The sequence below is a fragment of the Flavobacterium chungangensis genome, assembly GCF_042654045.1.
GTDB lineage: Bacteria > Bacteroidota > Bacteroidia > Flavobacteriales > Flavobacteriaceae > Flavobacterium > Flavobacterium chungangensis.
Genome location: NZ_JBHSFY010000005.1, coordinates 339,938 through 353,524 on the forward strand (window position 1 = coordinate 339,938; position 13,587 = coordinate 353,524).

12 protein-coding genes are annotated in these 13,587 nt (G+C 31.5%); 9 read left to right on the forward strand and 3 right to left on the reverse strand.

Annotated features, from left to right (window positions below; all coding sequences use genetic code 11):
- Window position 1 precedes the first annotated feature (1 nt).
- The 4 genes from ACFO3N_RS10700 (at window position 2) to ACFO3N_RS10715 (ending at window position 3,720) form a co-directional block, all read left to right on the forward strand.
- Window positions 2-1,276: an O-antigen translocase gene (locus ACFO3N_RS10700; protein ID WP_379797592.1), complete on the forward strand. Its 1,275-nt coding sequence runs from the start codon at window positions 2-4 to the stop codon at window positions 1,274-1,276.
- A gap of 34 nt (window positions 1,277-1,310) precedes the next feature.
- Entirely contained in the window at window positions 1,311-2,396 is a 1,086-nt protein-coding gene (locus tag ACFO3N_RS10705) for a glycosyltransferase (RefSeq protein WP_379797594.1), read from the forward strand.
- A 91-nt stretch (window positions 2,397-2,487) separates the two neighbouring features.
- The gene (locus tag ACFO3N_RS10710; protein ID WP_379797597.1) at window positions 2,488-3,306 is read left to right on the forward strand and encodes a glycosyltransferase family 2 protein; all 819 of its coding nucleotides are present in this window, start codon (window positions 2,488-2,490) and stop codon (window positions 3,304-3,306) included.
- A 9-nt stretch (window positions 3,307-3,315) separates the two neighbouring features.
- Window positions 3,316-3,720, forward strand: coding sequence for a sugar 3,4-ketoisomerase (locus tag ACFO3N_RS10715; protein WP_379797599.1), 405 nt, complete (start codon window positions 3,316-3,318; stop codon window positions 3,718-3,720).
- Here ACFO3N_RS10715 and ACFO3N_RS10720 read toward each other — a convergent pair.
- The 3 genes from ACFO3N_RS10720 to ACFO3N_RS10730 are packed head-to-tail and all read right to left on the reverse strand — an operon-like array spanning window position 3,707 to window position 6,216.
- A complete protein-coding gene (locus ACFO3N_RS10720) occupies window positions 3,707-4,642 on the reverse strand; it encodes a glycosyltransferase family 2 protein (protein WP_379797601.1) in 936 nt (311 codons plus the stop codon). The two genes, ACFO3N_RS10715 and ACFO3N_RS10720, sit on opposite strands and share 14 nt — an antisense overlap.
- 6 nt (window positions 4,643-4,648) lie before the next feature.
- Complete coding sequence (locus ACFO3N_RS10725; protein WP_379797603.1) at window positions 4,649-5,533, reverse strand: glycosyltransferase family 2 protein; 885 nt, start codon at window positions 5,531-5,533, stop codon at window positions 4,649-4,651.
- Window positions 5,533-6,216, reverse strand: coding sequence for a cell division ATP-binding protein FtsE (locus tag ACFO3N_RS10730; protein ID WP_248725983.1), 684 nt, complete (start codon window positions 6,214-6,216; stop codon window positions 5,533-5,535). Before ACFO3N_RS10730 ends, ACFO3N_RS10725 begins: the two co-directional genes overlap by 1 nt.
- Before the next feature lie 309 nt (window positions 6,217-6,525).
- Here ACFO3N_RS10730 and ACFO3N_RS10735 point away from each other — a divergent pair, with 309 nt between their 5' ends.
- The 5 genes from ACFO3N_RS10735 to ACFO3N_RS10755 all read left to right on the forward strand — a co-directional run bounded on the left by ACFO3N_RS10735 (window position 6,526) and on the right by ACFO3N_RS10755 (window position 13,578).
- The gene (locus ACFO3N_RS10735) at window positions 6,526-9,540 is read left to right on the forward strand and encodes a tetratricopeptide repeat protein (protein ID WP_379797605.1); all 3,015 of its coding nucleotides are present in this window, start codon (window positions 6,526-6,528) and stop codon (window positions 9,538-9,540) included.
- 104 nt (window positions 9,541-9,644) lie between these two features.
- The gene (locus ACFO3N_RS10740) at window positions 9,645-10,508 is read left to right on the forward strand and encodes a PhzF family phenazine biosynthesis protein (protein ID WP_379797607.1); all 864 of its coding nucleotides are present in this window, start codon (window positions 9,645-9,647) and stop codon (window positions 10,506-10,508) included.
- A gap of 141 nt (window positions 10,509-10,649) precedes the next feature.
- Entirely contained in the window at window positions 10,650-12,401 is a 1,752-nt protein-coding gene (locus tag ACFO3N_RS10745) for a TonB-dependent receptor (protein WP_379797609.1), read from the forward strand.
- 132 nt (window positions 12,402-12,533) lie between these two features.
- A complete protein-coding gene (locus ACFO3N_RS10750) occupies window positions 12,534-13,064 on the forward strand; it encodes a GNAT family N-acetyltransferase (protein ID WP_379797611.1) in 531 nt (176 codons plus the stop codon).
- Window positions 13,065-13,128: 64 nt separating this feature from the next.
- A complete protein-coding gene (locus tag ACFO3N_RS10755; RefSeq protein ID WP_379797613.1) occupies window positions 13,129-13,578 on the forward strand; it encodes a hypothetical protein in 450 nt (149 codons plus the stop codon).
- Window positions 13,579-13,587: the final 9 nt, after the last annotated feature.

Sequence of the window (13,587 nt, forward strand, 5' to 3'; positions counted from 1 at the left end):
TTTGAATTTCTATAGAAAAATAATTAAAACCAATTTGTTTAAGATTACGTCTTTAAACAGCTTGAGCGTTGCTTTAAAAATCGGAATCGGATTAATTACTTCAAAAATATTAGCCATTTTCGTTGGTCCAAGCGGAATGGCTTTGGTTGGAAATCTAAGAAATTTTTCATCATCATTAGAAAGCATCTCAACTTTGGGATTTTCAAATGGAATTGTGAAGTATGTCGCAGAAAAGAAGAAGGAAGATGACCAGTTGTACAAAATAATTTCTACTGCTTTTATATGTTTGCTAGCTGTTACGATTGTTTTAAGCTTTATTTTATACTTTTTTGCATCATTCTGGAATAAACAAATCTTTGGAAATGATTTCGATTATCGCATCGTTTTTAAAGCGATAGCTTTGGTATTGCCGTGGTACGCGATTTCCGTTTTTTTACTTTCTATAATTAATGGATTAGGTAAATTTAAGGTTGTCATCTGGGTAAACATTTTAGGAAATATAATTGGTTTATTAGTTTCCCTTTATATGATTTTGCACTTTAAAACATTGGGTGCTTTACTCTCAATTGTTATCTCGCCAGCGTTATTGTTTTTTGTTACTTTTTATTTTATTAATAAAGAATTTAATTTTTTGCGAACAATTAAGTTCCGCTATTTTGATTTTCGTGTTTTAAAGAATTTATCTTCTTATTCTCTTATGGCCTTGGTTTCTTCAGTTTTGGGGCCTATTGTTTATTTAGCCATTCGAAAAAATGTAATTCAAATAGTAGGATTAGAGCAAGCTGGTTATTGGGAGACCATCGTCAGAATTTCTTCTTATTATATGATGTTTGTGACAACAATTTTATCTGTTTATTTTTTACCAAAATTAGCTGTTGCACAAAATAATCAAGAGGCAAAGAAAATTTTTTGGAGCTTTTATAAGCATATTTTGCCTGTTTTTGCAGTTGCATTAATTGTAATTTATTTTAGCCGTTTTTTTATAATTAAACTACTTTTTACAGATGAATTTATGCCCGTTACAGCACTCTTCTTTTGGCAATTGATTGGTGATGTTTTTAGAGCGGCTTCATGGATTTTAGGATTTCAGTTTTTTGCAAAAAAAATGACAAAAGCATTTATAATTTCAGAAATTGCATCGCTTGCGGTCTTATATTTTTCTAGCCGTTGTTTGGTTGTTTTATTTGGAATTCATGGAGTGGTTATGGCTCAAGCATTAGATAATTTTATTTATTTGTTGGTTTTATGTGTTTACTTCAGGAGAAGTTTATTTTAATTTTTTTGGTTTAATCTTTTAATAAAATACTACATTGAAAATTCTTTTAATAGGCGAATATAGTGCTCTTCATTCTACATTAGCTGAAGGACTAAGGGTATTAGGGCATGATGTCACTGTAGCTTCTGATGGATGTAAGTGGATGGGAAATGACAGAGATATTGATTTATTTCGGTCTGGAAATGATTTTTTTAGTTCAATTAAATATCTAGCTAGAGTAAGTACTATTTTTACAAAGTTTAAAGGTTATGATGTAGTTCAGATAAACAATCCTTCATTTTTGAATTTAAGGATTAAAAGAAATCTTTTCTTTTATAGATTTTTATTAAAAAATAATGCGAAAGTTTTTTTGGGAGCATTTGGCAGTGACTATTTTTGGGAGAAGCTGTGCATAGAAAACAAAACACTTAAATATACCGATTTGTTTATTGGAGATAAACCTCTCGATATATATAAATGTGAATGGACAAATAATGAATTCCAAGATGTAAATATTGAAATTGCAGAAACTTGTAACGGTATAATTTCTTGTTTGTATGAATATTACAAAGCATACGAACCTTACCATAAAGATAAATTGGCCTATATTCCTTTGCCTATTAACACTGATTTGTTTCCTTATAAGCAAAAAGAAATCAGACAGGATAAAGTAAAATTTTTTATTGGAATTCAGAAGCTTAAATCTAAACTAAAAGGCACCGATTTATTTCACGAAGAATTAATGAAAATTAAAGAAACTTATCCGAATGAGGTTTTAGTAAATGAAGTTACTTCTTTGCCTTGGAAGGAATATGTAAAAGTGATGCCAGGGTCGGATGTGTTGCTGGATCAGCTTTATTCTTATACGCCTGGAATGAATGGCTTGCTTGGAATGGCAAATGGTTTGGTTTTAATGGGTGGTGGAGAACCAGAAATGTATGAGTTGTTAAAAGAAAATAATAATCGCCCAATTGTCAATGTATTTCCTTCTAAAGAAGATATTGCTAGCAAATTAAAAATGCTAATAGAAAATAAAAAGGATATCCCTGAAATTTCATTTAATAGCAGAAGATTTGTAGAACAGCATCATAATTACATACAAGTTGCACAGCAATATGTTGATTTTTGGAATGCTAAATAGTGATTTGTTTTAAAAAAATGACATTGTAAACTTTTCAATGCATTAAGTTTGAATTCGAATGTTTTTTTATGATGGTTTAATAAAATTGAAAATGAATATTTTGTTTGAAGAAAAAGATGTGGAAATACTAATTTCAACAATGAATAGAGATTCATTGGACTTTTTAGTTCCCATGTTTCCATCTTTTGATTATTCGAAGATTTCGATATTAGTAATCAATCAGGTTCAAAATGAAACAAAACTTAGCTCGACTAATCCCAATATAAGAGTCATAAATTCATCTGAAAAAGGACTTTCTAAAAGCCGAAATTTAGCGTTGGAAAATGCAACAGGAAAAATTCTTTTAATTTCAGACGATGATGTAGTGTTTCAGAAAGGCTTTATTGAAAAAATAATAGATGCTTATCAAAAATACCCCAATGCCGCAATAATAAAGTTTAGTGCTTTAAAACCAAATAGTAAACCTTTAAACAAAAATGCAGTCAATTCTAAAAGCAGTTTAAGCATTTTTGATATTTTGAATACAAGTTCGTTCGAAATAACATTAAATAAATATCATGTTGATTTTGAGAAACATAAATTTGATGAAAATTTTGGATTAGGAGGAATATTCGAAATGGGAGAAGAAGCTGTTTTTTTATCCGATTTAAAAAAAGACGGGAAACAACTTGTTTTTGAACCTCAAATAATTGTGGCACATAATACATTGACTTCGTCAGATAAGAAAGATGTTTTAGAGAGATACTTTATTAGTGGAGCAATGTTTACCAGGGTTTTTAGAAAGAAATATATCTTTTGGATTTTCATAAAGATGTTTTTCGATTTAAAGCAGAAGAAAATAAAAATGAATAATCTGAAAGCGATTTTTAGCAGTGCCATAAAAGGGCACAAAATGTTTCAGAAAATATAAGTATACTAAATGAATGATAAAATACAAATAATAGCTATTCCTAAAATAGAAGAGAGAAGAGGTAATCTTTCTGTAATTGAGAATACTACTGTTCCGTTCGATATTAAAAGGGTTTATTATCTGTATGATGTGCCAGCCGGAGCCGAACGAGGAGGGCATGCGCATAAAGAACTTCAGGAGTTTTTAGTGGCTTTAAGCGGTAGTTTTGATGTAGTTTTGAAAGATGGAAAAGAGGAACAGATTATTACCTTAAACAAACCTTATGAAGGATTATTAATTAATCCAGGAATTTGGAGAGAATTGCAGAATTTTTCTTCTGGTTCAGTTTGTCTTGTAATTGCTTCAGAAGTTTATATAGAAGAGGATTACATCAGAGAGTTTGATGAATTTATTGCCTATTCTAATCGTAAATAGAAAAGTCAATTCCGCTTTGTTTTAGTTTTCTTTTTAATTTTAAAAGAGATCGTAAAATGAAGGGAGGAACTTTTAATAAAAACTTCACATTCAGCGGGATATTTTCTGGGTCAACATCTTGAAAATAGAAGTTTTTTTTGGTTTTATTTCCAGAAATATAATAGTGCAATCCGTATTCAATTCGATACAGATCCAGAAACTTTTTAAGAGACGGATTGTCTTTTTCGAAGATTTTGAATTGTTCGAAATTCATCAAAACCTTCGAGTTTATTTTGTTTTTAGCTAGACTATTTTCAATATTAAAATTATAGATAGCTGTTGTCTTGTTTGTTAAGGCAACAGGATATTTTATGCCTATTTTAGTCCATAATTCTAAATCTTGACCATTTGTAACTTCTGGCGTAAATCCGCCAATATTTTGTAATATTTCTTTTGGAATAGCTAAAGAAGAAGTCCAAGTAATTCTAAAAGGCTTGTTTGAAAGAAAATAATCTTTTAAAATTCCTCTAAAAGAACTATCTATTGCATCATAATAAGGAATTTGAAAGCGGTTTTTAGAAATTCTTATTTTATGGCGTGAACAATATAGGCCACAATTTGGATAATCACGATACAAATCTGATAACTCTTGTAGATGATTTGGAAGCCAAAAATCATCTGCATCCATAAACGCAATGAGTTTTCCTTTCGATTTTTCTATTCCAAAATTTCTTGCAGCAGAAACGCCTTGATTTTTTTGATTAAAAACTTGAATTTTCTCATCATTAAACCTGCGTACAATAGCTTCACTTTCATCAGTAGATCCATCATTCACTACAATGATTTCATAATCTGCAAAAGTCTGATCGAGAACACTTTTTATAGTGTTTTCAATATAATCAGCTTTATTGTATAACGGAATAACAACCGAAAAAAAGACCATAATTGATTATTTTTTTATAATGCAATAATAACCCAATCTATAAATATCAAAAAGGAAAAGCGAAGGTTTTGCGCTTAATAACTGTTTTTTAAATAAAGGTTTAAAAATCCTAAAACCAAAAGCGGTTAAATAGACAAGATGATATTTTTTAATGAGTTGAAAATAATGTGCCAGTTTAACGTAATCCGGATAAATTAGATTCGAATCGATTAAATTTTTCAAACCCAAAACGGCTTCTTCAGATTTTTGTAAAAATGTTTTACTGTCTTCCAAACCAAGATGAAAAACAGGATTGTCTATATGAAGAACCTCAATTTGATTTTGTTTTAACTCAAACGAAAATAAGGTGTCTTCATGTCTTAGATTTGGAATATTTTCGTTAAATCTGACTTTAGAAAAAATGTTTTTTTTTATAAGAACGTTTAAAGTTAGAAAAGAAAGATGCGGATTTTTGATGCGTTCGGAAACTGATAAAGCTTCTCTTTTTTTTCCATAAATCCATCTTAAAAGTTCCTTTTTTGCAGGTTTAGAACTTTCATATAAAATTCCTCCATAAACTATCTTTTCAGTATCGCTAATCTGCGAAATATAAACAGAAAGAAAATCTGCATGGGCAGGAAAAGTATCGGCATCTAGAAAAAGTAAATTTTCGTAAACTGCTTTTTCAGCCAATAAATTCCTAATGGCACTTCGTCCGATATTTTTTTCTAAAATAGAATAAGAAGCGTTTTTAAATAGATTAATTCTTTCGTTTTCAATTACAAACTTTTGAGAAGCATCGTCTAAAAAAATAATCTCAAAAGTAATTCCACAAGAATTGAACTGCTTTACGAGTTCGCTAGCAAGCGGTAAAACATTGTAATTATAAACAGGAATTAAAACGGAAAGCATTATACGCTTCTTTGTACCACTTCGAAGATTCTTTCATCTTCGCATTTTAGGGTTTTAGATGGGAATTTCATCAATAAAGCATAATCATGAGTTGCCATAATGATGGTTTTACCTGCAGCATTAATTGCTTTTAAAACTTCTAAAACTTCAGAACTAGTCTGAGGATCAAGGTTTCCTGTTGGTTCGTCGGCCAAGATAAATTCTGGATCGTTTAAAAGCGCTCTTGCAATCGCAACACGCTGCTGTTCTCCACCAGAAAGCTGATGAGGCATTTTGTTTACAAAATCTTTCATGCCTACTTTATCCAAAACTTCATCAATTTTGTGTTGCATGGCTTCTTTTTCGACCCATCCTGTAGCTCTTAAAACAAAAAGCATATTGTCTTTTATTGAACGGTCTGGAAGTAGTTTAAAGTCTTGAAACACGATTCCGATTTTACGTCTTAAATACGGAATGTCGTTTTCTTTTAATGTTGCCAAATCAAATTCAACAATATGTCCTTCACCTTCAATTAACGGTAAATCAGCATATAAAGTTTTTAGAAAACTACTTTTTCCAGAACCAGTTTTTCCGATAATGTAAATGAACTCACCATGATTAACGTCTAGGTTAATATGAGATATAATTTTTCTTCCTTCTTGATATATAGTGACTTCTTTAAGAGATAGTACGGTTTGTGACATAATAAATTGGTTTGAATGGTAAAAGTAATAAGATAACGGTTGTATTCAAAATAAATTTCGCTGAATTCTGAATAAAATTGCTATAGAAGTGCATTTTAACAGCATCTCTATAATGGTTCCTGCTTATAATAACTTAAGGGAGCTTATATGGTTTAAAATTATTTGTTTAAGAAAGTTTGAGAACCAATAATTTGAAGTTGTAAAGAGCGTAAAATAGTAGCAGTTTCATAATTTGTTCATAATAAAACCTCAAAACGTTTCGTTATAACCCTTATAAAATGATACATTTGAATACTAAATATTATTAAAATGCGTAAACTTTCCAGGTTCTTTTTATTCCAAATTTTCCTTGCTTCGACTATAGCTTCGGCACAAAAATCGGCGATTTATACGTATGAATTAAAGGATTTTGACAAAGCACTGGCTTTATATAACGACAAACAATATGCTTCGGCGCAATTGATTTTTGAAAAAGTAAAAAACAATACTACAAATGAAGAAGTGCAGTCTGACTGTGCTTACTATATTGCAAATTCTGCCATAAGAACCAATAAAGCAAATGCCGATGCTTTGGTAGAACAATTTGTGAATGATTATCCAACAAGCACCAAACAAAATCAGGCTTATATTGACGCCGCGCAATTTTTCTTCGAACAAGGAAATTATCCAAAAGCTTTGCAATGGTTTGATAAAGTAGACGAAAGCTACATGATTAAAACAGAATCGGATAAGTTTAACTTCATGAAAGGCTACAGCTATTTTAATGCTAAAAAGAAAAAAGAAGCAACTAACTATTTTAATAAAGTGGTAAATTCTAAAGAATATGGTTCTCAAGCCAAATATTATTTAGGTTTTATGGCTTATGAGGGTGACGATTACAAAGAAGCAACGAAGTATTTTGATGAGGTTTCGGGTGAAGAAAAATACAAAGAAAAGCTTTCTTATTATCAAGCTGATATGAATTTCAAGTTAGGAAATTTCCAAAAAGCGATTGATTTAGGATTGGTAGCCATGAACAAATCGAACGACATTGAAAAATCGGAACTGAATAAAATTATTGGAGAAAGTTATTTCAACTTGAAGCAATACGGAAAAGCAATTCCGTATTTAGAACAATATGCGGGTAAAAAAGGAAAATGGAACAATACCGATTTCTACCAATTAGGTTATGCGTATTACGAGCAAAAAGAGTATGAAAAAGCGATTTCTCAGTTCAATAAAATTATTGAAGGAAAAGATTTTGTGGCTCAGAATGCCTATTACCATTTAGGTTTAAGCTATTTAAATACAGGCAAAAAGCAAGAAGCTTTAAATGCATTTAAAAATGCTTCCGAAATGGATTTTAATGCACAGATTCAAGAAGATGCAGCTTTAAATTACGCTAAATTGAGTTATGATATTGGAAACGCTTACCAAGCTGTTCCAGGTATTTTGTTGGATTTCCTTAAAAAATATCCAAATAATTCAAGCCGTGCAGAAGTAGAAAAACTTTTGGTTGATTCTTATATTTCTTCTAAAAACTACAAAGAAGCTTTGGCTTTATTAGAAAAAAATAGAACTGCTGAAAACAAAGCGGCTTACCAAAAAGTGCTTTTTTACCGCGGATTAGAATTGTACAATGAATCTAATTATCAAGAAGCGGGTAAAATGTTCAAAAGCGCGATCAGCGAGCAAAAAACTCCTGAATTTACAGCGCGTGCCACTTTCTGGAAAGCTGAAACAGAATATTTAAATGATGATATGCAAAACGCTCTTCTAACTTACAAGCAGTTTGCAGGAATGGCTGCGGCAAAATCTACAGACGAATATAAAAATATCAATTATAATATTGGTTACACGTATTTTAAATTGAAAGAATACGATCAGGCAGCAAATTCTTTTCAAGCTCAAATTGACAATGCTCCTTCAGATAAAGTTCGTTTAAACGATTCTTATTTGCGTTTGGGAGATTGTCGTTTTGTAACTTCAAAATATAGTGCGGCAAATGAAGCTTATGCAAAAGCAATTGCGGCAAAAGGCGTAGATGCAGATTACGCTCAGTTCCAAAAAGCACTTTCTTACGGATTTATGTCAAATAATGCTAAGAAAATAGAGGAGTTGAATAATTTCCTTCAGATGTACAAAAAGTCATCTTATCGTGACGATGCTTTATTTGAGTTAGGAAATACTTATGTTGCAGAAAAGAAAAACGATCAGGCAATAAAAACGTATGATCAATTGATCTCTGAATTTAAAGATGGATCATTCACTTCAAAAGCAATTTTAAAACAAGGTTTGATTTATTACAATTCAGATCGTGATCAACTGGCTTTGACGAAATTTAAAAAAGTAGCTGCTGAATTCCCAAAAACGCCAGAAGCTTTAGAAGCGGTTGCAACAGCAAGATTAATTTATGTAGACTCTGGAAAAGTTGATGAATATGCGACTTGGGTTCGTACATTAGACTTCGTAGCGGTTACAGATGCAGAATTGGATAATGATACTTACGATGCGGCTTTCAAACAATACAGCCAAAACAATTCTAAGCAAGCTATTACAGGTTTTGCAGGTTATGTTTCTAAATTTCCAAACGGACTGCATGCATTGGAAGCTAATTTTTATTTAGGACAGCTTACTTATGCAGAAGGATCTGAAACAAAATCTGTTGCAAATTATCAGTTTGTAATTGATCAGCCTAGAAATGAGTTTACAGAACAAGCTTTAAACAGATTAGCTCAGATTTATTTGAAAGCGAAAGATTGCGATAAAGCAATTCCAGTTCTAACAAGATTAGAAAGCGAAGCTGATTATCCTCAGAATAAAACTTTTGCTCAAGCAAACTTGATGAAGTGTTATTACGACAAAAAAGATTATGACCATTCTGTAGTTGCGGCTGAGAAAGTATTAGAAAATCCGAAATCAGACGCAGGCGTAAAAGCAGATGCTCAAATTATTGTAGCGCGTGCAGCAATACAGACAGGAAATGAAGATAAAGCTAAAACGGCTTATGCGAAACTTTTAACTACATCAAAAGGAGAATTGGCTGCGGAAGCTTTGTATTATGATGCGTATTTCAAAACAAAAGAAGGGAAATATGAAGCTTCTAATGTTGCTGTTCAAAAATTAGCAAAAAGCTATTCTGCCTATAAATATTATGGAGCAAAAGGTTTGGTTTTAATGGCGAAAAATTTCTACGGATTAAAAGACAGTTATCAAGCGACATATATTTTAGATAATGTAATCAACAATTTTACAGATTATCCAGATGTTGTTGAAGAAGCTAAAAAAGAATTAGCAGCAATTAAATCGGAAGAGTCTAAAACAAATTCGTCGATTAATAAATAAGAGTACAAGAGTATAGAATAAAGAAAATAGAAAAAAGATTTAAAGCAAAGAGAAGAAAATCTATTCTCTATTTTCTTTATTCTATTCTCTAAAAAAATAAAACAATGAGTTTACCTTTTTACATAGTTGATGTTTTTGCTGATAAAAAATACGCTGGAAATCAGTTGGCGGTTTTTATGGATGCAGAAAATTTAAGTACAGCACAAATGCAGCAGATTGCACGCGAGATTAATTTTGCGGAAAGCACATTTGTAACCAAACTAGATAGAGAAAATAGTAAAGCAGAGATTAGAATTTTTACTCCTGCTCACGAAATGCAGTTTGCGGGTCATCCAATCATTGGTACTTCTTGGGTTCTGATGAATAAGATTTTTGAAAATTCGCCTAATGAAATTAAACTGGAAGTTCCGATCGGGCCAATTGCAATCCATAAATCGGATGATTTGATCTGGTTGAAAGCAGCGCAACCAAAGTTTTGGGATACTTTTTCTAAAGTAGATTTTACCTTTTTCAGTAATCTGCAAGTGAGTGATTTTGAAAATCAATTTCCAGTTCAGGAAGTCACAACCGGAAGCGCCTTTGTAATGGTTCCGTTGAGCAGTAGGAGAGCTTTAGAAAATTTAGTTTTAGATAAAGACAAAGCCGATCTATGGATGGAACAGCATTGTAAAACTGATCATAGAGGTTTGTATTTTTACTATTTTGAAGGTTCAAAAGTAACAAGCAGGTTGTTATATATTGAGCACAATCAATTGATGGAAGATGCGGCAACGGGAAGTGCAAGTACTTGTTTACAGGCTTCTTTGTTAAAATATAATACCAAAGAAATTGAACTTATCAATTATCAAGGAGAGTTTATCAATAGGCCTTCAGAAATATATTTTAAAGGAAAATTGACTAACGATCAGTACGATATAAATATTGGAGGAAAAACGCAGTTTGTAGCGAAAGGCGAGTGGGAAGGTTAGAAATTAGATAATTGAGATAATTAGAAAATTAGATAATGTAAAAAGTGAAATGTGAAAAGAAAGATGTAAATGTGAAAAGAGAATATTGGTTGAAAACACATTTTACATTTTACAAACAACATTTTACACAATAATATAAATATGAAATTAAATTGCCAGTATAAAATTATCGTTTTACTAGTATTATTTGCTGTTCAGTTTTCGTTTGCGCAGAAGAAAAATGAAACGATCGGAACCGAGACAGTAAATGTTGTAAAGCCATATTCGCCAACTATTTCAGATGCTTTTAAAGTAAAAGAAACGCCTTCGCTTGACGACAGCGGTAATCAGCCGAAAGAAGTTATCAAATACAGTATTTTGTCTGTTCCTGTGGCATCGACTTTTACTCCTTCAAAAGGAAAAGCAGAAGGGGTTGAAAAAGCTAAAAAAGAAAGATTATTTAATAACTATGCAACTTTGGGTGTTGGAAATTATAGCACTTTAAATGCGGAATTATTTGTAAATCAGGATTTAGGAAATAACGATTATGTGGCAGGAATGTTTCGCCATCATTCTTCTCAGGGAGGCATCAAAGATGTAGAATTGAATGATGAATTTTACGATACGGCAATTAATGTTGGTTACGGTCAGAATAATAGAGATAACAATTGGAATGTAGATCTAGGATATCAAAACCAGATTTACAATTGGTACGGGCTTCCAGCTGACTTTGGTTCTACAATTCTAGATCAGCGTTATGATTTAGTAAATAGCATCAATCCGGATCATTCTTATAATACGATTTGGTTGGGCGGAAATGCCGAATTTACAGAAAGCATTTTTAGCAATCTTGCTGCGAAATTCACCCATTTTTCAGATAGTTATTCTTCATCAGAAAACAGATTTTTTGTAAAGCCAACTTTTACAATTGATGTAATGGATCAGGCTATCAAAACAAATGTTATTGTAGATCACGTAAGTGGCTCTTTTAAGAATAATTATTTGCAAAATAATACAGAAGCTGTAAAATATGGTTTTACCAATGTAGGAATCGAGCCAAGTTTTGTGATTCATGAAAACGATTGGACTTTAGAATTAGGAGCAGGAGTTTTCTATAGTGGAGATACAGAAAATAGTGGGAATAAATTCTATTTCTATCCAAAAGTAAATGCTTCCTACAAACTGGTTGGAGATTTAATGATTTTCTATACAGGAGTTGATGGAGGTTTAAAGCAGAATTCTTACGCCGATTTTGTAACCGAAAATCCGTTTCTATCACCGACTTTAAACATGCGTCCGTCAAGTACACAATATAACGTTTTTGCTGGTTTAAAAGGGAAATTGGCAAACAACGTAAACTATAATTTGACAGGTTCGTACTTAAATGAAAAAGATAAAGCATTATTTAAAGCTAATGATTATACAGAAGTGATTACGAATGAAGATTATGCTTTTGGAAACTCTTTCGGAGTGGTTTATGAGGACATTAGAACGTTACGTTTTTATGCAGAATTAAAAGCTGATTTCTCTCAAAATGTAACTTTTGGAATCAACGGAACTTTTAATAGTTACAATACAGATAACGTTGTTGAAGCATGGAATTTGCCAACAATGAAATTAAGTTCAACTTTAGACGTTACTATTACTAAGCAGTGGTATGCAGGATTGAATGTGTTTTATGTGGGTGAAAGAAAAGATATGCAGACAAATACTTCTTTAGGAATTGATGCTACACCAATTACTTTAAAAAGTTATTTTGATGCCAATGCTCATGTTGGGTATAAATTTAGCGAGCGTTTAACGTTTTTCTTAAAAGCGAACAATATTGGAAATCAAGCGTACCAAAAATGGATGAATTATCCAGTACAAGGATTCCAGATTTTAGGAGGTGCGAATTATAAATTTGATTTTTAAGAGATCTTTGCCATAAAGATACCTAGGCACAAAAACATTTTACATGAATGTGCCTTTTTTTTTCAGCCATGAACTCATGAATTTTTTGGAGTAGATTCGTGAATTCGTGGCTGTTTTTTTTAATTTTATAAAATGGAAATTAAACTGCGTCAAGAAAATGAAAATGATTTTGAAAGTGTTTTTCAATTGATAGAAAAAGCTTTTGAAAAGGAAGAATACAGCGATCATAAAGAACAGTTTTTGGTAGAAAGATTAAGAAAATCGGAAGCTTTTATTCCAGAACTTTCTATTGTTGCCGAAATTGATAATAAAATTATCGGCCATATTTTATTTACCAAATTAAAGGTTGTAAATGATTCTGATTCTTTTGAATCTTTAGCATTGGCACCAGTCTCGGTTCTGCCCGAATTTCAAGGAAAAGGAATTGGTTCTAAACTTATTTTGTATGGACATGAAATAGCAAAAGGTTTAGGTTATAAATCGGTTATTCTGCTTGGACATCAAGATTATTATGCAAGATTTGGATATGAACTTTGCGAAAAATACAATATCAAAATGCCATTTGATGTTCCCGCTGAAAATTGTATGGTTATTGCATTAATCGAAGATGGTTTAAAAGATGTAAGTGGAGAAGTAGTTTATCCAAAAGCTTTTTTCGAATAAAATTTAGTCAAAGAAAAAAAACCTTAGCATCTTTGCAACTCAGAACCTCAGTACCTAAAAAAAAATGACTTTCAAAGAAAAAATATATTCCCATTATACCCAAATGGTTCAGGACCGAATTGATGTTTTTAGAGACATGATTTCAAATCTGACAGAAGATTCAAAAAACGATGCCAAAGGTTCTGCGGGCGATAAGCACGAAACCGCCTTATCGATGATGCATATCGAACAGGAAAAACTGACTACTAAACTAAAAGAAGCGATAGAACAAAAAGCAATTTTAGACAAAATAGATCCGCTTAAAACTACTGAAAATATAGTTTTAGGAAGTTTGGTTAAAGCAAACGGAATCTATTTGTATGTGAGTGTGGCACTTCCTAAAATCACAATTGACGGAATTAATGTTATTGCGCTTTCTCCGCAATCTCCTTTAGGAAATCATTTGATGGGAAATAAAGTAGGGTTTCAGTTTGAAATAAATAAGACGCATTACACTATTGAAGAAATTAGCTAGTATATGAAT